Origin of the sequence: Peribacillus huizhouensis, from assembly GCF_014138605.1 — a bacterium.
Classification (GTDB): Bacteria; Bacillota; Bacilli; order Bacillales; family DSM-1321; genus Peribacillus; species Peribacillus huizhouensis.
On the sequence record NZ_JACJHX010000007.1, the window covers coordinates 34,897 to 56,275 of the forward strand.

Below are 21,379 nucleotides of genomic sequence, written 5' to 3' on the forward strand. Positions count from 1 at the left end.
TACATCATTATTTAACACCAAAAACAAATGTAACTACAACGATTGCAGCTATTAGACCAACTAAATCGGCCAACAATCCAACCTTCAACGCATCACCCATTTTTTTAATCCCAACAGCCCCAAAGTAAACGGTTAACACATAAAACGTTGTATCCGTACTTCCCTGTATCGTCGCTGCCAGTCTGCCGATAAATGAATCTGGGCCATAAACAGCTATTAAATCACTAGTCATCCCGAGAGCTGCTGTACCTGAAATGGGGCGGATAATGGCCAGCGGAACAATTTCAGCAGGCACATGGAGAAATTCAAGAAAAGGTCGCAGAAATTGAACAAAAAATTCAAGTGCCCCAGAAGCGCGAAACACAGAAATAGCGACAAGCATGCCGACTAAATAAGGGATGATGGCAAAGGACATCTGGATCCCTTCTTTCCCACCTTCAACAAACGTTTCATAGGTGGGAATTTTTTTATATGTTCCGTATAACAAAATACCGCAAATTATAAAAGGTATCATCCAAATCGATATTACGGTCATCCACTGCATTTTTAACTACCTCCTCCCGTTACGGACACGTTTTCTATAAAAGTAACGGTCAATTAATATGGCCCCTACAGCAGAGATCGCCGTTGCAATAATAGTAGGAAAAACAATGTCAGTTGGTGAGGCTGAGTTATACGTCATACGTATTGCGATAACGGTCGTCGGAACGAGGGTAATACTTGACGTATTAATAGCAAGAAACGTTATCATCGATCTACTCGCTGTGTTCTTGTCGCCATTTAAGTTTTTTAATTGCTCCATCGCCTTGATTCCGAGCGGAGTCGCAGCATTGCCCAAACCGAAGAAATTAGCCATCATATTGGATAAGATATAACCCATCGCAGGATGATTTGCTGGTACTTCCGGAAATAACTTTTTGATAATTGGACGAAATAGTGCAGATAATTTGTCCAACAAACCAGAATCCTGTGCAATCTTCATTAAGCCCAGCCAAAATACAAGGATACTCATTAAACCTAAAGACAGGGTAACTCCTTCTTTCGCCCCTTTAAACAATGCTTCATTAACAGCGTCCATTGTTCCATTTACCATGGCAAATATGACACCGATCAAAGTCATCCCAACCCATATATAATTAATCATGACGACCGGTCCCCGCAAAAGACTGAATGAGATCCTTCCAAACCCTACGCCAGTTTTGATCACTAAACGTTTCTTTAGATTCACCAAAAAAAATTGTTCGAGTACCAATTAACTTCTCTTCATAAAATATTTCTGCTTTTCCAACAATATCTGGAATGCTCTTTTTTTCTCTCCACTCGCCCTTCGGCTTGAGTAGTTTGATTTTCACTTCTACGTTCTCCTCTTCCTCATCCAAAAGCGGATACGTAAAATCATGCTTCAGGTAGATTTTCCCTTTATATTGCTTAATACCTACATCCTTAACAGGTCCTGCTTTTAACAGCTTAATTGGTTTATATTCCGAAAAAGCGTGTTCATACATGTAAATATGATCGTTCCAGTCATCCGGACCATCAAGTGTGACCGCAATCAAATTTAAGTTATTTTTAGTTGCTGTTGTAACAAGTGTCCGTCTTGCTAGCTTTGTAAAACCTGTCTTGCCACCTGTTGTGTATTCATATAACCCAGTAAGCAAACGATTTTTATTTTTCCACACATAGTCCCAGTCTTCTTCTGAATTCGAAGCTCGATGCTTTTTCGTGCCTGAAATCACCCTGTATGTCTCGTTTTTCATGGCATATTGTGTTAATAGCGCCATATCATAGGCTGTCGAGTAATGGTTTTCCGTGTTGTCGAGTCCATGTGGGTTTGAAAAATGACTATTTGTCATGCCGATTTCCTCTGCCTTTTGGTTCATCATCCAGACAAATCCATCAAAACTGCCGCCTACCTCTTCAGCGATGGCTACAGCTGCATCATTTCCGGAACGTAGCATTAAGCCATAAACTAAGTTCTCCAACGTAATTTTTTCTCCTTTTTTTAAATAAAGAGAAGAACCCTCCGTTCCAACGGCATTTTGGCTAATTGTTACTGTATGATCTAATTTACCGGATTCTATTGCTAAGATTGCTGTCATGATTTTGGTTATGCTAGCAATACGGCTCTCTTCATGTGCATTCTCCTCATAAATGACTCGTCCGCTTTCCTGATCCATTAATATCGCACTATGGGCGCTTACAGGAAGGGTAGCTTTAGCTTTAGCTTGGCCTGGAAAGAATGTAAAAGCTATCATCACCATGCAGATGCATGGCAAAACTCGATATCGAAAACGCATGCAGTCCCCTCGTCCCTTTATGGTTTTGTACAAGTTTATGCATAAAGTAAAGGGATATGATAAGAAAAGCTGCCACCAGCGTTCGACTACAAACTTGTGAATTCTTTTCACGCTATAATGCGGATAGCGCTTAGTTGTTTTACAAACTAGCGATGAACTACTGGTCTAGGATAATCACTGACAACAAAGCTTCAGTAAATATGCAGTGCAGACTCTCATATCTACTAAATATCGTTTTAAGAACACATAAAAAAGGATATAGAGTGCGAGGTCTGCACCTTTTTGTATTTCGTTTTATTTGATGTAAAGAAGCGGTGTTTAGTACTCTGAAATTATCAATATCCAAGCCATTTTGATTTTTTTCTTTGGCGCAGACGCGCATGGACTCTTTTATAATATTCTAATTTCAAACTACATCATGAGTTTGAATGTGAAATAAAAGCCTTTATTGAGTTTTCCATGTAAGCTGACTTGCTTTGTCAAATCTATATTGTACCTCAGGCCAGTTCACGATTTCCCACCAGTTATCTACATAGGCTGCTCGATCTGTTTTATATTGCAAATAATAGGCATGTTCCCAAACATCTAAAACAAGTAAGGGAATCGTATCCCATTGGGTTAAAATCATATGTCGTTCCGACTGAAGTATTTCTAATTTCTTCGCTCTAGGTGCCCAAACAAGTATTGCCCAACCGATCCCCTCAACCGCTTTTGCCGCTTCACTAAAATGTTTCTTAAAAGCTTCAAAACTACCAAAGTCATGATCGATTTGCTTTAACAAACTCCCTTTTGGTTTTTCACCGCCTCTTGGATCCATGTTTTCCCAAAACAATGTGTGTAAGTAATGTCCTGATCCATGAAAAGCAGCTTCTCTTTCCCAATGCTTAATTAAGGAAAAATCATTAGTTTCACGAGCTTTTTGCATCATTCGTTCAGCTTTATTAAGCCCATCTACATATGTTTGGTGGTGTTTATCATGATGTAATTTCATAATTTCTTCTGAAATAACTGGTTCTAATGCATTATAGGGGTAAGGGAGCGGCGGAAGCGTATGTTTTCCGATCGGCACGGATTTGTTTACATTTAGATCTTGTGGCTGCTTTTGCGAGAGTTTGGTTACGTTATGATGGAGGATATGGATACGTTGCTGAAGCTGTTCGATTTCAGAAGCAGATAGCTCATCTTCACTTATTTCCGATGTACACTCTAATAGTTGATCGATTTCATCATGTAGATCACTTGAATCATCCGATCTTTTGTCAAGAAAACTCCTTACTCCCTGAAGCCATTCTATAACGTCTTCTACATATTGTTTATTTATCATTTTCTTTCTCCCCCAATATCACTAAATCTTCTTTTTTTGCCCATTCTGAACTATCCTATGAAAAATTTAGCATGATATGAGGATATTTTGAGTAATCAAAAAGCTGGTTTACGAAAGGATCTTTTCGCAAACCAGCTTTTGGTTACATTTAATTAGACTGCATCATTTTCGTACGATAATCATTTTCATAATAATCTAGTTCTTCACGCATTCTTTGAAAATTGCCTTCTAGACTTTTCAATAAGCGGTCTACACTATCAGGGGCATCCTTTTGGAATCTAATCGCATGTGCACCGGTATAAGCAGATCGGCTATCTTCATACCAAACATCTGATCTGGGAGTAAAAAATTCTTCTATACACCCATGAAATATTCGATATAAAGTTTTCTCAGCTATCTCTTTATTAAAATTGTTTTTCTGCAAAATGATCTGACACTCTTCCAAACAATATTCACTGTTTACCAACAAACGGCGAATGGTTGATAAAAGACCTTTATAATACGTTTCATCGCCTTGTTTTTCTTGCGTCAACTCATGCATTGTCGTTTCATTTAGAAATACCTCAAGCGTACTTACCGTATTCTCTAAAAAGTTTTGTACATCAACTAACTGAGACTGAACCGTTGAACTTTCCACAGCGAACCCCCCTAATGAATTTTATCCGCCAATCCGTTTTCGATTCTAAAAACGTATTATGGGCTGGATAGATTTATTATTAGTATATTATCACAATTACGATAATATTGTCAGTCAAGTGTTTCCTGGAATTTTTCAAAAAACAGATCCGCTTCACCCTGTTCAAAGTTTTCCTCGGATGAGCCTTCGAGCGCGGGTAATTCCTCAAGTGTTTTCAATCCAAAATAATCGAGAAACTCTTTCGTTGTGCCGTATAAATAAGCTCTTCCCGCTCCATCCGCTCTACCTACTTCTTTAATTAGCGCTTTAGAAATAAGCGTCTGCAAAGGCCTTTCTGTTTTCACGCCTCTGACTTCATCAATCTCAGACCTCGTTATTGGTTGTTTGTATGCAACGATGGCCAGTGTCTCTAGAGAAGCTTGAGACAATCCGCCCGATGCAGGTGATTCTACAAGCTTTTTAATATAATCCGAATGTTCCTTTTTAGTCGCTAATTGATAAACGCCCGCCATTTCAACTAGTTGCAAACCTCTATCACTTTCTTCATAGTATTCATTAAGATCTTGAAGAACTTCTTTTGTCTGAAGTTCAGCCATTTCTAGTACTGAAGTTAATTGCTTTAGAGATAATCCTTCATCTCCAGCTGCAAACAACAATGCTTCAACGATACCTTTCCAATTAATCACTTCCAACTGCTCTTACACCTTCCTTAGTTGCAACAAATATTTCTGCGAAGTTATGCTCTTGTTCGAGAAAGATATCATTTAGCTTCACTAACTCTAATATTGCTAAAAAAGTAACGACAATATGCTCTTTCTCAGGCTCTGGGAATAATTCAAAAAAGCTTTTTCTTCCCCGAATTGCTTGTAAGTCAGCCATGATTTGATTCATCCGTTTTTCGATAGATATTTCCTGTTTCGTTACTTTTGTAAACATCGGCTTCTGGAGCTTTTTCCTGCGAAGCAATTTTTGTAGAGCGCCGAGCATATCATATAAGCTTACATTGAGATCTTGATGATCCATTTCTGCCTCTTTTACAAATTCCCCCAAGTCACTTGGCGGCTTCATGAACATTAAACTTCTATCCTCTTCAAGCATCTTTAATTCATTGGCTGCTAGTTTATATTTCTTATATTCAATCAGTTTCTCTACGAGCTCATCACGAGGATCTTCTTCATATTCCATGCCTTCTTCATCGTATAAACGTTCCTCTTCATGTTTTGGTACTAACATCTTGCTTTTAATGGCAAGTAGCGAGGCAGCCATTACTAAATATTCACTGGCCACATCTAATTCTAGATGCTTCATTGTATGAATATAACTAAGATACTGTTCTGTTATCTCAGCCATTGGAATGTCATAAATATCTATTTCGAGCCGATTGATTAAATGAAGCAATAAATCCATCGGCCCTTCAAAAGCATCAATTTTAATATTATAAGCCATTTCAAAACCCCATTACATCGTTTTCGGTTACAAATCCTAAGGCAAGCCGAACTTCATTCGTTATTTCTACCTTTTTCTAAAATACGCCACACTATAGTATAGTGGATTTTTCAGCTGTTATCCAATAGTACATTAAATAAAGAAGCCATTTTTTCTAGGAACATTTTTCTAAATTAGGTTTCTGCCCATACACTTTTCTTCAAAAGTGCATACTCTGACACTGTAAAGAAATTAGAATTAAAGGAGGTACTAACATGGGCGATGGAGGATTTGGTTTCGGCGGAGGTTTCGCTTTGATTGTCGTATTATTCATTTTGTTAATTATTGTAGGTGCATCTTGGTTTTAATTTTTAGCTCATAAGCCTTGTTAATAAGGCGACTAGGAGGCTCTAATTTAGCCACTAAACAAAATAATTGAACAACTCGAATTGATTTTCCTCGTTTATATAATTAAATTTATACAAAGAGGGATTTGACGAAAGAGTCAAATCCTCTTTTTAATTGGCTGTTTTCACATACTTTGTTGCTTTTAAATTATATGTACACTACTCTCCTGGGATAATTTCCGTTACACGAATTCGCTTTTAAGCGGGGCGTCACAGGTGGCCCGTACCTCCCACTACAATCAATATCTGCTCGAATTTGTTACTTGCTGATAACAACAATCTTTACGAAAAGGGCCTTTTAATTAATATGTTTTATGACATAAAGAGCACTCCTATAAGCTATTCCTTGTACTTTTCCCCTACTAAGGCTTTATGACTGTAAGGATTCACTTCTAAATCCGGCTTATGCTACAATGACGGTAACAATTGAATAAACAAGGAGTGAACAAATTGGGCTACCCAAAAGAGTATGTGTCTTATTTAGTTCATTTTCATGCTAGCAGAGATTATTTCGAATGCCATGAAATTTTAGAAGAATATTGGAAAGAGGTCTCACCTCGTGAAAGAGACTCCTATTGGGTCGGATTTATCCAACTAGCTGTAGCTCTTTATCATTACCGTCGGGGAAATCTTATTGGTGCTAGAAAGACCATTCGAAAAGCAGGTAATATTCTTCAACTGAAGCCCGCGCAGATCAGCCAGCTTGGAATAGATTACAATGATTTAATGAAACTCATCGATGATCTTACTGAAAGAATGATTTTAGAAAAACCTTATCAAAGTGTGAATTTGCCAATTTTCGACGAAAAATTATCGGAAGACTGCCTTACTAGTTGCCGTGAAGCCGGCTATCAGTGGATGAAGGAAAGCAATCTTAATGATTCTCTTTTGATTAACAGACATGCACTACGTGATCGTTCAGAGGTCATTACAGAACGTAATAAACAGCTGCAAATGCGAAAAACGAAAAGTGACTGATTTTTTTAATCTTCAATGATCACATTACAATAAAGTGAAACTTCAATTAGTAGGTTTTTTTCCATTCCCCACTGATTTGTCCCTTTCTACTGTCGAAGGATCTAAATGAATCACAAAGTGCACCGCGTCCTTTAGTCTTACCTCTATGTCACCCACATCCTGTGATAGTCCGACAAGCATAAGCTGTAATACTCTATGGCGTAATTTGCCACAGAGTATTACAGCTTATGACCTTAAGTAGGGTTAGAAACAAAAAGGCAAATAAGACCCCCACCTCTTATCCTTGAGGTGGGGGTCTTACTGCCCGTTAATGCGGGAAAAAGAGGCGCCTAAGGTCAGATCCTGCAACAGCTAAATACAGTTAAAGATACTTGTAAGAAACTCTTCATACTGATTTAGAATACGAAGTCAGACATTTATGAGACGCCCACTGTTTATAAATTATTTATATATTTACATGGTAAATCTTTTACGTTCTTCTTATTATTCAACTTCTTTGATAAAATCGCATTTTTCAAAGAAAGAAACGGTATTTTCATTTGGTCTAATTTCTTTATTAGGAAAAAGCTCTTGAACTTCTTTTATCATAGTCTTTCCAATGCCTTGCTGGCGAAAAGAAGGGTTAACAGAAATATGCCTAATGATAATTACATCAGAAAGTGAAAGGTCGATTCCAATCACACCGAGGATTTCCTCGTCCTTCCAAAGATACAATTGCATATTATCATTGATTTCGTACTCTTTCATCGTGGTTTGCAATTTTTTAATATCCTTTTCCTCTGGCATAAACGACAATAGACCCATAGCAAATTTCTCGTATGCTTTTTTATATTTGATTAACATAATATCCCTCGTTACTAAAAGAACGTTGTATTTTAATAATTGAACCGATATTTATGATACATAAAAACTTCTTTTGTTTCAACATCCGCCATAATTCCTTTTACTAAAAATAGATTGACCCATCAAGGACCATTTAGCTTTATACGATCCATATCCAGTAAACAATGCCCCAAATAAGCCCTAGTGCAATCAAAATGAAGATTAGAGTTAGATTATTATTTCTCATTTACGAACTCCCACAACCCGCAATCATTAGTACAAAAAGTATTATTTTATGCATAGCACAACCGTTCTTTATTTGTTTATGCCTTCATTTTACTACACTCTTTACTTTCTGACAATATTATTTCAATTTATTACCATAAAATCAGATGCTTTACCACTTTTATTTTGAAACTTTTCTACAATCTGCTTATACTATAAAGTGAAACTTCAAGCATCCCTTGAACATTCTATAGCTAATGAGTGATAGTTCCTCTCATACTATGAATATTTTTCTCAAAACGTTCGTCTATTAATTGAAGGAGGAAATACAATGAAAAGAATAATAAAATGGGGTTTATTAGCCCTAATACTCTGTATGTTCGTACCAATTCGTGCATTTGCCGATGCTGCGGTGGGCGACATGATTATTACACTTGGTGAAAATCTCACAGCAGAACAAAAACAAATGTTACTAGCAGAAATGGGTGCACCAGCTGACGCTGAAATTCTAACAGTTACTAATAAGGAAGAACACGATTATTTAGGAAATTATATTGCAAGCCGATTAATCGGAACGAAAGCAATCTCTTCTTCTTCCATTACATTGGAAAAAGCAGGCACAGGATTGAAAGTAGAATCAAAAAATATTAACTGGGTTACAGAAGAGATGTATGCCAATGCACTTGCTACTGCTGGTGTCAAAGATGCTACCGTACATGTAACAGCTCCGATTCCCGTTTCAGGGACGGCTGCTTTAACTGGTGTAATTAAAGCCTATGAACTTTCATCAGATAAAGCGATACCTGAAGAAGTAAAACAAGCAGCAAATGAGGAGATGGTGAAAACCGCTCAACTCGGTGATCAGGTCGGTACAGAGGAAGCCGCTGCCCTTATTACAAAGATAAAAGAAAAAATGGCAATAGATCCTCCGAAAACAGAAGCAGACGTTCGAACAATCATTGAGTCTGCGGCAAAAGAACTGGGAATTACCTTAAACGAGCAACAAATCCAAAGCCTCATCGACTTGTTTAATAAGTTGAAAGATTTAAATATTGACTGGAATGCTGTTGGTAACCAATTGACAGAAGCTAAAGAAAAATTGTCTACCTTTCTCCAATCAGAAGAAGGCCAATCTTTTCTCGATAAACTTAAAAGCTTTTTTAGCAGTTTAATTGATGCGATAAAATCCTTCTTCTCTTAATAGTGAAAAAACGAGGCTGTCCTAAAACCATAGGGTCAAATCCTCACCCTCTATATACAAATTAAGCATTACGCTTAAACTGTATATAGAGGGTGAGGTTAGCCCCTTTTAGACAGCCTCGTTTTTTATCCCACACTTAATGGGCAGCAAGACCCCCACTGATGGAAGTTTCACTTTATTTCGTTTTGACGATTTCTTTTAATTCTAAATCCAAACGGACTAAATCTTCATATGTTTCTCTTTTAATCACTTGTTTCGCCTCACCATTTTCCACAAAGACTACTGCTGGACGTGGAATCCGATTATAGTTATTAGCCATCGAATACCCGTACGCTCCTGTACAAAATACCGCTAGAAGATCACCGCGGCCAGACTTTGGCAAAGGCAAATCCCAAATAAGCATATCGCCGCTTTCGCAGCACTTGCCGGCAATTGAAACAGTCTCTTCTACTTCATCTAATGGTCGATTCGCTAGTACAGCCTCATACTTTGCTTCGTACAGTGCTGGACGAATATTATCACTCATTCCACCGTCAACCGCAACGTATTTACGAACTTGTGGCACTTCTTTTTCAGAGCCCACTTTATATAAAGTAATCCCCGCATCCCCTACAAGGGAACGCCCTGGTTCAATCCAAATTTCAGGCATTGGAATGTCTGTTCCTTGAAGTTCATTTTGAACTTCACGAACAATTTCCTCTACATATTGTGAAGCAGGAATGGGAGTATCTTCTTCAGTGTAGCGGATCCCAAAACCTCCTCCTAAATTTAGCACTGGAGGTTGATAGCCGAATTCTTCATTCCATTTCTTTAATTGTCCGATTATCTTTTTCGCAGCTAAGACAAAACCTGTCGTTTGAAAAATCTGTGAACCGATATGGCAATGAAGTCCTTGTACATTCATCCACTTACAATTTAAAGCTTGCTTTAACGCTTGCTCTGCTTGGCCATTTAGCAAATCGAAACCAAATTTCGAATCTTCTTGCCCTGTCAGGATATAGTCATGTGTATGAGCTTCAATTCCAGGCGTTACTCTAAGTAAAATATTTACCTTCTGTTCTTTAAACACACACAGCTCTTCTAATAATTCTAATTCGGAAAAATTATCTACGACGATACATCCAATGTTATGCTCTAGTGCCATCATTAGTTCTTCTTCGCTCTTGTTATTGCCATGAAAATGAATTCGTTCTACAGGAAATTCAGCCTTTAACGCTGTATAAAGTTCTCCACCAGAAACAACATCAAGAGAAAGTCCTTCTTCTTTCACTAATTGAATCATGGCAATTGAAGAAAACGCTTTGCTAGCATATGCTACTTGTGCAGAGATTCCCAGATTTTCGAATGTTTGTTTGAATCCTCTCGCTCTTTCTCTAATTAATTCGATATCATATACGTATAGAGGTGTTCCGTATTCAGCTGCAAGTTGTACAGTATCTACTCCGCCTATTTCAAGATGTCTTGCATCATTTACTTTTCCTGTTCCATAAAAGTGCATATACGCCTCTCCCTTTCCTGTCTTTGAAGCCAATTCCCGCAGTTCTTGTAAGAGAATTTCCCCACCAAAAGGGTCTGAGATCTCCACTAATCTTGTACAAATTGTATTAACGATATAAGTGATGTGGGGTCTGACCCTTTTAGGAGAAACTCTTTGTGGAATCTTTTTCTTTCAAATAGCTATTCAAAGCTTTAGCTATTGATTTTTAGAATAAAGTTAAATTACCACAACTTTTCGACAACAGCAACACTTATGTGAAACTATTTAATGAAGCTGCACTACTCATTTTAGCTTTTTAACATAGATAAAGGTGTAATACCGCAGTATCACATATAAGAACTAACATTTGGTTAGACAACCAATCAAAGTGAGCAATCTTAGTTTTTTCATTTATCTCACAATACAGTCAGCAAGACCCCAACTGACTGCTGTTTCACTTTATTTTGGTTGACGATATCGATCTTGAGGATGTACAATACTCGGACGAATTCTAGAACCTGGATAAGGTCTTCTTAACAAAATATGCGATAGTGCTTTTGGTCGAAACGGGATAAGAGGCCATAAGTATGGTGTATTCAAGGTTTTTATACTAGCTAGCAAAATGATGTACAATGTTAAGCCTATGATTAAGCCGGGTAGCTTAAATATTGCAACAATAAGTAAAATAATTAACCGTGAGACTTTATTCGCAACTCCTAATTCCAAACTAGGTGTCACGAATGTTCCTACTGTAGCAATTGATGCGTAGAGAATGACTTCTGGTACGAAAAATCCAACATCGATAGCAATCTGGCCAATTAAAACGGCTGCAATTAGTCCCATTGCTGTTGAGAGTGGGGTTGGCGTATGTATGGCCGCCATCCTCAAAAATTCAATTCCAATGTCCGCTATAAAGATTTGCAAGACTATTGGAATATTTGTTGATTCGTTAGGCCCTACGAATGCTAGTTGTTCCGGCAATAACGATGGTTCCACACAAAATAAGAACCAAACCGGCAATAGTAAAATAGAAGCAATAACTCCTAAAAATCTAACCCACCTTTCAAGAGTACCAATAGCCGGTGCCTGACGATACTCCTCCGCATGCTGCATATGATGAAAAATCGTTGATGGAGTAATGATGACACTTGGAGAAGTATCTACAAAAATGATGACATGCCCTTCCATCAAATGAGTGGATGCGACATCTGCCCGTTCCGTATACCGGATGAGCGGATAAGGAATATATCCTTGTTTGACGAGAAATTCCTCTACCGTTTTATCCGCCATTGTCAATCCGTCCACTTTTATATTAGATAATTCTTTCCGTATAATATCTATTAAGTCAGGATCAGCGAGCCCTTTTATATATCCGATCGCAATATCCGTTTTTGATCGTTCTCCAACCCTCATAATTTCGAATCGAAGTCGTTCATCACGGATTCTCCTTCTGGTCAGTGCTGTATTGATAATAATATTTTCCACATAGCCATCTCTTGAACCGCGAACCACTTTCTCTGTATCCGGTTCTATTGGTGTTCTTCCTGGATAACTTCTAACATCGACAACAAGTCCAATTGGCGTCCCATCCACTACTATAACAATCAAACCGGAAAGTACTTGATCGACTAATTCATCAAGAGTCTTAATTTCTTCGACTGATGGGTGAACTATACTATTATAGACTTTTTCAAATACCTTTTGTGTATGTCTTTCAGTATCATTTTGATCGACGAGCTGGTCCAAAATTTCGATTATAAATTCCGAGTCGGTCAATCCATTCACATAATAGATATGGACCTGTTTTTTCAAAATAATTAGTTTTCTAACACCTAAGTCAAAACTTTCTCCTAGGCCAACTTTCTCCTTCATAAAGGCTTCTATTTCTTCCACTCTTTCAGGAATCGGTCGCATCTTGTGCTCTTTTTTGTTCGTCACTATAGCCGCTCCTTTCTAAAATAAGTTCAATGGCAAGCTTGGTAATGGGAGCTCCTTTTACATAATCATCTTTTTTTGACATTTTTCCAATATCGCCAATTCCTACGACAATTGGTGCATGTAACTGATCAATACAATAAACGGTATCTCCAGTAATTTTTCCTGGTTCAAATTCTTCCGCCCCATACTTATCGACACCATTTCCTGTTAAGTTACCGTCACGATCAATACTGACGTCCACTTTCGTCCACTCTGCATGTCGCGTTCTTGAAGCAACAGCAATAATGCCTAATACTTCAATATCCGCATGATTGGCTACATACCGCATAGCAGTTTCTCCTGCACCTTCTCCTACAATCCCGCTATCATCAAACATTACTAATACGGGGTCATAGGGGGCCTTTTTAATTAACCTAACAATGGTCTTGCCTGAAAGAGTGGTTGGGTTGCCCCAAGACATAGAAATACAGCGTCCTCCAATCTCCTTAGCTACAATCTCAACCACCCTTCTTGCGTATTCGTCACCATCAGTTATGAGGACTACTTTTCGTTTATTGTCCATTCAAGGGATCCTTTCTATATAAAGTGAACTCCCATCTGTCGGTTATTAGAAATTTTCACATGTTAATCTTCACAAGTTTACAAAATAGATCCATTGAAACAATGATCCAATTACCTTTCCGAAAACAACTGCCATGATTAAATAAACCATTTTATCTTGGATTCCAATCCGTTTGGATAGGATAGGAAACACATTTAGCACTTCCGTTAATGCAGCCGCTAGCATTCCGTTGAATACACCGTTTGCCACTCCAATAATCGGCAATACGTATTGATTCCAATGCAAAATAGTTCCTTGTAGGCTAAGCCAAGTTCCAGCAAGTACACCAAATACTACAGCCCATTCGTAATAGCGAATCATTTTCATCGTTTTTGTCAGCTGAGTTAGCCTTGGGATCAGTCCAAGAACAGTTAAGAATGCAACGAATCCAGCACCGACAGAAAGTCCGCCTGCAAAACCAAGAACGGCAACCAAAATCAAATTACCTGTCATCGATTTGACGGATGCTTTCCTTATTTTCATTCATAATCACGTATTGGTCTAAATCTTGCTGGTAATTGAACATTTCCACTTCAAGTGGACTCGGTTCTTCGTTGAATCGTTTTTTAAAAAAGTGATTAAAAAACAGGACCATCCCTAGTCCCAAGCCAATACTATAAGGAATTTGAATTAACAACGGGCTTTTGTCTTCCCTGCCTGTAATAAGCTTAAATAGTTTTTGATGGACTTCTTGCATACTCACGTCGACATGATAGTTCATAATCGTGATTCCTGTTCCTAAAAACAGAAGTATCCATACTCCGATGAAAAATAAAAACGAGAATTTTCTTTTTTCATAGACTACTTCAACGATTGTTTGAGCAGGACCAAACGTCTGTACTTCAAGCTCACTATCCATTTTTCCCATTTCCTGGATAACCTGAACTAGATCAATAATGATGATATTTTTGTCCTCTTTTTTTACTTTCAAAAGCGTAATGTCCTCAAGCTTACTTACTAAATCTTTGGGACCAATTACTTTTACTACATCTTTAACCTTCACTTCCTGATTTAATTTGACTTGTACGCGGTTTCGCATTCGTACATAAATTAGTTCCATTTCACTCACCCCGCACGTTATTTTCCTTATATTTGTAGTATGGATTGGAAATCAAAGGAGCATACGAAAGAATCGTGATGACTAAAAATTACCATCTAACTTAACTATTATATTTTTTCTTTTTTTACACGCAAAAGACCATATGAATTATTGATTCATATGGTCTTTCATTTGTTGAAGAATTTTCTTTTCTAAACGGGATACTTGCACTTGCGATATACCTAAACGAACAGCCACCTCTGACTGAGTTTGATCTTTATAATAGCGCAAATAGACTATTAATCGCTCTCGTTCGTCCAGTCCATGAATCGCTTCTTTTAAAGCGATCTTATCAAACCATTTGGTTTCATTGGTATCTGCAATTTGGTCAAGCAGGGTGATTGGATCTCCATCATTTTCATATACGGTTTCATGGATTGATGAAGGACTACGGCTTGCTTCCTGTGCAAGGACGATTTCCTCAGGGGTTAATTCCAAATGCTCGGCAAGTTCCGTTAATGTTGGGACTCGCCCATATATTTTCGATAGTTCTTCTTTGGCACGACGGATTTTATGAGCCATTTCCTTCAACGATCGACTTACTTTTACGGTCCCATCATCACGAATGAAACGTTGGATTTCACCAATAATCATCGGAACCGCATACGTGGAAAATTTCACTTCAAACGATAGATCGAACTTATCAACAGATTTTAGAAGACCAATACAGCCGATTTGATATAAATCATCTGGCTCATAGCCTCGATTCAAAAATCGCTGCACGACCGACCAAACTAATCTTAGATTACTATTTACAATCTTGTCCCTAGCTTCTTGGTCCCCGCTCTGGCTGCGTCGGATTAAACTCCGTAACTCATCATCTTTTAAATGGACCTGGTTCTTCTTGTTTTTAACCTCCACATCCATAGGCGTGTCTCCCTTAATTGCACAAAGCTTTAGTTTTAGTTAAGTGCTTTTTTAGTCGAATGATGGTTCCTTCGCCTTTATGGGAAATGACATGCATTTCATCCATGAAATTTTCCATAATCGTAAAACCCATTCCCGATCTTTCGAGTTCTGGCTTTGTCGTATAAAGTGGCTGAAGTGCTTCGTCTAAGTCTTCAATTCCAAGGCCTTCATCACGAATTTCCAATTCAATCATATCGTCTTCTAGGACAACAGAAATATAAACAACACCGGTTGGGTCATTCTCATATCCATGAATGATGGAGTTCGTTACCCCTTCAGATACGACTGTCTTAATCTCTGTTAATTCATCCAGAGTCGGATCTAATTGCGCGATAAATGATGCGACAGACACCCTCGCAAACGATTCATTTTGGCTGAGTGCCGAGAATGCCAATTCCATTTTATTTTTCATATTAGGCAACCCCCAATCTTTGTAAAGCATATTCTTCAGAAATATCAAGCTTGATAATTTTAAACAATCCTGACATATCAAACAAGCGCTTTATAGATGGGGAGATTGCACATACGACCATTTCACCGTCGTTCTTCTTTATTTGGTTATATCGGCCAAGAATGACGCCCAGCCCTGAGCTGTCCATAAATGTTAGCTCTTTTAGATTAAGCACGATATGTTTAATCTCCTGTTTCTCCAACACTGATTCAGCCTGCTGCTTTAGCTCAACAGCTGTATGATGATCCAATTCTCCTCTTAGGCGGATACATAAGACTTGATTTTTCGTTTCAATTTCAATTATCAGACTCAAACTTCATGCCTCCTTATCTGTCGTATAAGGAGTGAATTTCTACTTTTAGAGGGTCAATTCCTTCTTATCAGCAAAACTAGTGGTTTTTCGGCTAAATTAGAAAAAATAGGTTTGATTTTGACACAAAACGCTACTCCGTTTTTGTAAACATGCCAAAGGAACGTTTATATAGGTCCCACCAGCTTGCTTTTTTCACTGTATTTTTAGCTACGATGGGTGAGCTCGTCACTTTTTTTCCATTTTTCATGATTTCGAGTGTTCCAATTTTCTCACCTTTCATAACCGGTGCTTTTAAATGTTTGTCAAGCTTGATTTTTTTTGTAAAATCTTTTGCAGACCCGCCTTTTGCCGTCAACACAGAGATCGGCTCACTCGTTACACCCGTAACGTTTTTTTTATTTCCTTTACTGATAGAAACCGTCTTAAGATCAACCCCACGCTTATATAATGGATGGGTCATAAATTGTGAAAATGCATAATCAAGCATTTTCGTCACCTGTGCATTTCGTTCTTTCGGTGACGGGGCCCCCATTACGACCGCAATGACCCTCATATCGCCTTTTTTCGCTGTCGCTGTTAAGCAATATTTCGCTTCATTTGTAAACCCGGTTTTCAATCCATCTACACCTGGATAAAATTTTACAAGCTTATTCGTATTAACAAGCCAGAATTTCTTGTCGGTATTTTCACGAAGGTACGATTCGTATGTCCCTGTAAATTGGGTAATTAAGTCATATTTCAATAATTCCTTTGCCATAATTGCCATATCATGTGCCGTACTGTAATGATCAGACTCTGGAAGTCCTGTGGAATTTTGGAACTTCGTGTGCGTTGCTCCTAATTCTTTTGCTCTCTCATTCATTTTCGCGACAAATGCTTCTTCTGAACCTTCCAGTCTTTCAGCCATAGCAACAGACGCATCATTTCCTGATCCTATCGCTATACCTTTGAGCATTTGTTCAACCGTCATGACTTCTCCAGGTTCTAGAAAGATTTGCGATCCACCCATTGATGCGGCATATTCACTTGTGCTAATCTTTTCATTTAGCTTTAATTCACCTTTATCAAGTGCCTCCATGATGAGTAGCATGGTCATAATTTTTGTCATACTAGCAGGTGGTAGCTGTTCTTCTGCGTTTTTATCATATAAAACAGTGCCTGTATCTCTTTCAATTAAAATGGCTGATTTCGCCTGTTTTGCTAATTCAACACTATTTTTCTCAGCAGCAAAACTATGTGGAATGCTCATGCTTGTTAGCAATAGAATAGCTGCGCATATACTTACTATCCGCTTCATCTGCAAACCCCTCCTATTCTTGATAATTTTATTTTTTCCAAAATTATCATTAATATACAAGTTGTGTTAATTAAAAAGGAAAAGGAGGAAGTTATTTTATTGGATAGTTGTTTTTAGCAAGTAACAATTCGAGCGGAATGCGAGTACCTGAAACGGAAATCACCCCAGATTGTTAGTGTGCATATAGATTGAAAAGCAACAAAGTATAAAAAAGCCGTCCCATAAGAAAGGGTCAGACCCCACACCTACTATATATCGTTTAAGTCGTGAACATAAGCTAATAAACGATGTATAGAGTGTGAAGATCTGACCCTTTAGGACAACCTTATTGTCATCTAAATTATTCTGTAATTTGTTTATATATAAGCGTTGGCTTTTCAACTTTTTCAGAAGAGATTGTGATATTCGCATACAGTTTTTCTTTAACTGCAGAAACATCTTCAAAGTTACTGTATATCGTAACAAGGGACTCCCCTTTGACAACGCGATCTCCAATTTTCTTATTTAGCATAAGACCTACAGCTAAATCAATCTCAGATTCTTTAGTAGCCCGCCCTGCTCCTAGAAGCATTGCGGCTGTTCCTATTTCGTCTGCTACGATTGTAGAAACATATCCATCTTCTTTTGCTTCAAGCTCGAATTTATATTGTGCTTGTGGAAGCTTTTCAGGATGATCAACAATCGATCCGTCTCCCCCTTGTGCTTCAAGGAACATTTTAAAGGAAGCTAGTGCCGAGCCGTCCTTGATTGCTTGTGTAAGCATTGTTCTAGCCATTTCAATAGATTCCGCTTTCTTCGCTAAATAAACCATATAACTACCAAGTGTTAAAGAAAGCTCCGTTAAATCTTCAGGTCCCTCCCCTTTTAATGTATCAATCGCTTCTTTTACTTCTAATGCATTCCCGATGGCAAAGCCAAGTGGCTGACTCATATCTGAAATAATCGCCATTGTATTACGGCCAACATTATTCCCGATGTTTACCATCGCTTTAGCCAGCTGCTCCGAATCTTCAACTGTTTTCATAAATGCACCCGCTCCTGTCTTCACATCCAAGACGATAGCGTCAGCACCAGCGGCAATTTTCTTACTCATAATCGAGCTTGCGATCAACGCGATATTGTCAACTGTTGCTGTAACATCACGTAGGGCATAAAGCTTTTTATCGGCTGGAGTCAGGTTCCCACTTTGGCCGATTACAGCGAGTTTATTTTTGTTAACAAGATGGATAAACTCTTCATTTTCAATTTCAACATGGAAGCCTTTGACCGCTTCTAATTTATCAATAGTTCCACCAGTATGACCAAGACCGCGGCCTGACATTTTCGCAACAGGCACACCTACTGCAGCAACAAGAGGTCCTAGCACAAGTGTTGTAGTATCACCCACACCACCAGTGCTATGTTTATCCACTTTAATACCTTCGATCGCTGATAAATCAATTGTTTCTCCTGAGTTGACCATCGCCATCGTTAAATCAGCACGTTCTTTTTCAGCCATGCCTTTAAAGTATATAGCCATTGCAAATGCACTCATCTGGTAATCAGGAATCGATCCCTTTGTGTATCCGTCTATAATAAAGTTAATTTCTTCAGTTGATAGCTCAAACCCGTCCCTTTTTTTTGCAATTAGATCAACCATTCTCATTGAAATCACCACTTTTTAAAATATTTTAAATTTACATTTGTTTAACAATTTCTTTTACAAAGCTCATGAAGCTACTTTTTACTTTTTCCGTCGTTTCAATCACTTCTTCATGTGATAGTGGCTGATCCAAGATGCCAGCTGCCATATTCGTAATACAAGAAATACCTAGCACTTCAATCCCTGAATGACGAGCGATGATAACTTCTGGTACAGTTGACATCCCTACTGCGTCTCCTCCCATTACCCTTGCGAGACGGATTTCTGCTGGTGTTTCATAAGTTGGACCGCTAAATCCTAAGTAGACTCCCTCTTTTGTATCGATTTGAAGAGTTGAAGCAATCTCCTTCGCTTTTGCTCGAAGCTGCTTACTATATGCTTCGGACATATCCGGGAAGCGTGGACCAAAGCGCTCATCATTCGGCCCGATCAAAGGATTTGTACCTGTATAATTTATATGATCAGTTATCAGCATTAAATCACCGGGAACAAAACTTTCATTCACACTACCGGCAGCATTCGTTACGATCATTTTCTCCACACCAAGAAGCTTCATAACACGAACTGGGAACGTGACCAATTCCATAGGATAGCCCTCGTAATAATGGAAACGTCCTTGCATAGCGACAACCTTTTTTCCACTTAGTTCGCCAAGTACAAGCTGCCCAGCATGACCTTCAACAGTTGACACCGGAAACTCTGGTATCTCACTGTATGGAATTTTCACCGCATTTTCAATTTCATCTGCTAAAACACCAAGACCTGATCCTAAAATTAAACCGATTTCTGGTGTATCCTGAAACTTTTCTTTAATAAACGATGCTGCTTTTTCAATTTTCTCGTACATTCTGCACTACTCCCTTTATTCTTTATATTATTCGTGGAAAACGCCCAATATCAGCCATCTTTATTGAAGATATTCCAATAAACTTTTTCCGAATTCCGGCATTTTCACCTTAAAATTCTCTGCTACTGTTGCGCCAAGATCAGCAAACGTTTGACTGATTGGCAATTCTTTACCCTTTGTAAAACGGGGTGAATAGATTAGCAGTGGCACGTACTCACGTGTATGGTCTGTTCCGGCGTGGACAGGATCATTCCCGTGGTCTGCAGTAATGATTAATAAATCATCTTCCTTCAACTTACTTAACACTTCCGGCATACGTGCGTCAAATTCTTCTAACGCTTTTCCGTATCCAATTGGGTCACGGCGATGCCCGTATAATGCATCAAAGTCAACTAAATTCAAAAAGCTTAACCCAGTAAAGTCCATGTCTAAAGTCTGCAGTAATTTATCCATTCCGTCCACATTAGACACTGTTCGCAAGCTTTTAGTTACACCCTCCCCATCAAAAATATCAGAAATTTTCCCGACAGCAAGAACGTCCAAACCTGCATCCTTTAATTCATTCATAACGGTTCGTTCAAACGGTTTTAATGCATAGTCATGGCGATTCGCTGTTCTTTTGAAATCGCCTGGTTCACCGATAAATGGTCTGGCAATAACACGTCCAATTTTATATTCATCAGCCAATGTCAATTCACGAGCAATTTCACAAATTTTATATAATTCATCTAGTGGCACGACTTCTTCATGTGCGGCAATCTGAAGCACAGAATCAGCAGATGTATAGACAATCAGCGCTCCTGTTTTCATGTGCTCTTCACCAAGCTGGTCAAGAATTTCTGTTCCACTTGCTGGAATATTTCCGATGATTGAGCGACCTGTTCTAGCTTCTAATTCGTGAATGAGCAACTCAGGAAACCCGTCAGGAAAGACACGGAAAGGCTTCGTAATATTTAAACCCATTATTTCCCAGTGACCTGTCATTGTGTCTTTTCCCGTTGATGCTTCTTGCATTTTAGAGAAAAATCCTAGCGGTTGGTCCGCTTTATCCACACCTTGAATCTCCCGAATATTACTTAGTCCCAATTTACCTAAATTCGGCATTTTCAATCCGTTCATCTCAGCAGCGATATGACCGAGTGTATCCGCACCCTCATCACCAAATAAGTCAGCATCCGGTGCCTCGCCAATCCCAACTGAATCCATTACAACTAAGAAAATTCTTTTATATCTAGATTCTTGGTTCATGTTTATTCCTCCTAGCTTTTTACCTCTATTTTTTATATTACCCGTAACAATATTGATTAAATCACCGTTTAATATGTAAGCGTTTTTGAAGTCAGAAGTCTGACCACTACATTGTAAACGATTTTTGATCTTTTTTACAATGATTTTATCTTCTTAAACCCGGTAACCACTCATGTTTTAGTTATATGACATAGATCTAACTTGATAAGACTAACCATCAGCATGGGTTTTTCCTCCCCCA

23 protein-coding genes are annotated in these 21,379 nt (G+C 38.4%); 3 read left to right on the top strand and 20 right to left on the bottom strand.

What is annotated here, in order from left to right; all coding sequences use genetic code 11:
* Window positions 1-7 precede the first annotated feature (7 nt).
* The 7 genes from HNP81_RS12250 to HNP81_RS12280 all read right to left on the bottom strand — a co-directional run bounded on the left by HNP81_RS12250 (window position 8) and on the right by HNP81_RS12280 (window position 5,704).
* Window positions 8-544, bottom strand: coding sequence for a spore maturation protein (locus tag HNP81_RS12250; RefSeq protein WP_028391594.1), 537 nt, complete (start codon window positions 542-544; stop codon window positions 8-10).
* Between the two features lie 6 nt (window positions 545-550).
* Window positions 551-1,144 (bottom strand): nucleoside recognition domain-containing protein, encoded by a 594-nt coding sequence (locus HNP81_RS12255; RefSeq protein ID WP_028391595.1) that lies wholly within the window; start codon window positions 1,142-1,144, stop codon window positions 551-553.
* Window positions 1,137-2,297, bottom strand: a complete 1,161-nt coding sequence (locus tag HNP81_RS12260) for a D-alanyl-D-alanine carboxypeptidase family protein (RefSeq protein ID WP_182502812.1) — start codon at window positions 2,295-2,297, stop codon at window positions 1,137-1,139. Before HNP81_RS12260 ends, HNP81_RS12255 begins: the two co-directional genes overlap by 8 nt.
* A 445-nt stretch (window positions 2,298-2,742) precedes the next feature.
* Window positions 2,743-3,621, bottom strand: coding sequence for a superoxide dismutase (locus HNP81_RS12265; protein ID WP_034301068.1), 879 nt, complete (start codon window positions 3,619-3,621; stop codon window positions 2,743-2,745).
* Window positions 3,622-3,769: 148 nt separating this feature from the next.
* A complete protein-coding gene (locus HNP81_RS12270) occupies window positions 3,770-4,258 on the bottom strand; it encodes a DUF3907 family protein (RefSeq protein WP_028391598.1) in 489 nt (162 codons plus the stop codon).
* A gap of 110 nt (window positions 4,259-4,368) precedes the next feature.
* On the bottom strand, window positions 4,369-4,950 hold the full coding sequence (gene scpB / locus HNP81_RS12275; protein WP_028391599.1) for an SMC-Scp complex subunit ScpB: 582 nt from the start codon (window positions 4,948-4,950) through the stop codon (window positions 4,369-4,371).
* A complete protein-coding gene (locus tag HNP81_RS12280; protein ID WP_182502813.1) occupies window positions 4,937-5,704 on the bottom strand; it encodes a segregation/condensation protein A in 768 nt (255 codons plus the stop codon). Before HNP81_RS12280 ends, scpB begins: the two co-directional genes overlap by 14 nt.
* Window positions 5,705-5,958: 254 nt before the next feature.
* Here HNP81_RS12280 and HNP81_RS12285 point away from each other — a divergent pair, with 254 nt between their 5' ends.
* Window positions 5,959-6,051, top strand: coding sequence for a YjcZ family sporulation protein (locus tag HNP81_RS12285; protein WP_084552323.1), 93 nt, complete (start codon window positions 5,959-5,961; stop codon window positions 6,049-6,051).
* 489 nt (window positions 6,052-6,540) lie between these two features.
* Window positions 6,541-7,068, top strand: coding sequence for a DUF309 domain-containing protein (locus tag HNP81_RS12290; protein ID WP_182502814.1), 528 nt, complete (start codon window positions 6,541-6,543; stop codon window positions 7,066-7,068).
* A 483-nt stretch (window positions 7,069-7,551) separates the two neighbouring features.
* Here the strand turns inward: HNP81_RS12290 and HNP81_RS12295 are convergent, their stop codons facing one another.
* Window positions 7,552-7,911 carry a GNAT family N-acetyltransferase gene (locus HNP81_RS12295; protein ID WP_028391602.1) on the bottom strand — a complete coding sequence of 120 codons (360 nt, stop codon included), beginning with the start codon at window positions 7,909-7,911 and terminating at the stop codon, window positions 7,552-7,554.
* A 535-nt stretch (window positions 7,912-8,446) separates the two neighbouring features.
* Here HNP81_RS12295 and HNP81_RS12300 point away from each other — a divergent pair.
* Window positions 8,447-9,316, top strand: a complete 870-nt coding sequence (locus tag HNP81_RS12300; protein ID WP_182502815.1) for a DUF1002 domain-containing protein — start codon at window positions 8,447-8,449, stop codon at window positions 9,314-9,316.
* A gap of 175 nt (window positions 9,317-9,491) precedes the next feature.
* Here HNP81_RS12300 and lysA read toward each other — a convergent pair whose 3' ends face one another.
* The 12 genes from lysA to deoB form a co-directional block, all read right to left on the bottom strand.
* Window positions 9,492-10,814 carry a diaminopimelate decarboxylase gene (gene lysA / locus HNP81_RS12305; RefSeq protein WP_028391604.1) on the bottom strand — a complete coding sequence of 441 codons (1,323 nt, stop codon included), beginning with the start codon at window positions 10,812-10,814 and terminating at the stop codon, window positions 9,492-9,494.
* A gap of 438 nt (window positions 10,815-11,252) precedes the next feature.
* Complete coding sequence (locus tag HNP81_RS12310) at window positions 11,253-12,731, bottom strand: spore germination protein (protein ID WP_028391605.1); 1,479 nt, start codon at window positions 12,729-12,731, stop codon at window positions 11,253-11,255.
* A complete protein-coding gene (gene spoVAEA, locus HNP81_RS12315) occupies window positions 12,691-13,293 on the bottom strand; it encodes a stage V sporulation protein SpoVABEA (protein ID WP_028391606.1) in 603 nt (200 codons plus the stop codon). The genes HNP81_RS12310 and spoVAEA overlap by 41 nt, the downstream gene beginning before the upstream one ends.
* Before the next feature lie 69 nt (window positions 13,294-13,362).
* Window positions 13,363-13,785 (bottom strand): stage V sporulation protein AB, encoded by a 423-nt coding sequence (locus tag HNP81_RS12320; protein WP_028391607.1) that lies wholly within the window; start codon window positions 13,783-13,785, stop codon window positions 13,363-13,365.
* Window positions 13,775-14,392: a stage V sporulation protein AA gene (locus HNP81_RS12325; protein WP_028391608.1), complete on the bottom strand. Its 618-nt coding sequence runs from the start codon at window positions 14,390-14,392 to the stop codon at window positions 13,775-13,777. Before HNP81_RS12325 ends, HNP81_RS12320 begins: the two co-directional genes overlap by 11 nt.
* A gap of 147 nt (window positions 14,393-14,539) precedes the next feature.
* Window positions 14,540-15,298: an RNA polymerase sporulation sigma factor SigF gene (gene sigF, locus HNP81_RS12330; protein WP_028391609.1), complete on the bottom strand. Its 759-nt coding sequence runs from the start codon at window positions 15,296-15,298 to the stop codon at window positions 14,540-14,542.
* A 13-nt stretch (window positions 15,299-15,311) separates the two neighbouring features.
* Complete coding sequence (spoIIAB, locus tag HNP81_RS12335) at window positions 15,312-15,752, bottom strand: anti-sigma F factor (protein ID WP_028391610.1); 441 nt, start codon at window positions 15,750-15,752, stop codon at window positions 15,312-15,314.
* Window position 15,753: 1 nt separating this feature from the next.
* Window positions 15,754-16,104 (bottom strand): anti-sigma F factor antagonist, encoded by a 351-nt coding sequence (spoIIAA, locus tag HNP81_RS12340; protein WP_028391611.1) that lies wholly within the window; start codon window positions 16,102-16,104, stop codon window positions 15,754-15,756.
* A gap of 130 nt (window positions 16,105-16,234) precedes the next feature.
* Complete coding sequence (locus tag HNP81_RS12345) at window positions 16,235-17,401, bottom strand: D-alanyl-D-alanine carboxypeptidase family protein (RefSeq protein ID WP_182502816.1); 1,167 nt, start codon at window positions 17,399-17,401, stop codon at window positions 16,235-16,237.
* 340 nt (window positions 17,402-17,741) lie between these two features.
* Complete coding sequence (locus HNP81_RS12350; protein WP_028391613.1) at window positions 17,742-19,046, bottom strand: pyrimidine-nucleoside phosphorylase; 1,305 nt, start codon at window positions 19,044-19,046, stop codon at window positions 17,742-17,744.
* A 31-nt stretch (window positions 19,047-19,077) separates the two neighbouring features.
* Window positions 19,078-19,890, bottom strand: a complete 813-nt coding sequence (locus HNP81_RS12355; RefSeq protein WP_028391614.1) for a purine-nucleoside phosphorylase — start codon at window positions 19,888-19,890, stop codon at window positions 19,078-19,080.
* A gap of 60 nt (window positions 19,891-19,950) precedes the next feature.
* A complete protein-coding gene (gene deoB / locus HNP81_RS12360) occupies window positions 19,951-21,138 on the bottom strand; it encodes a phosphopentomutase (RefSeq protein ID WP_182502817.1) in 1,188 nt (395 codons plus the stop codon).
* Window positions 21,139-21,379 lie beyond the last annotated feature (241 nt).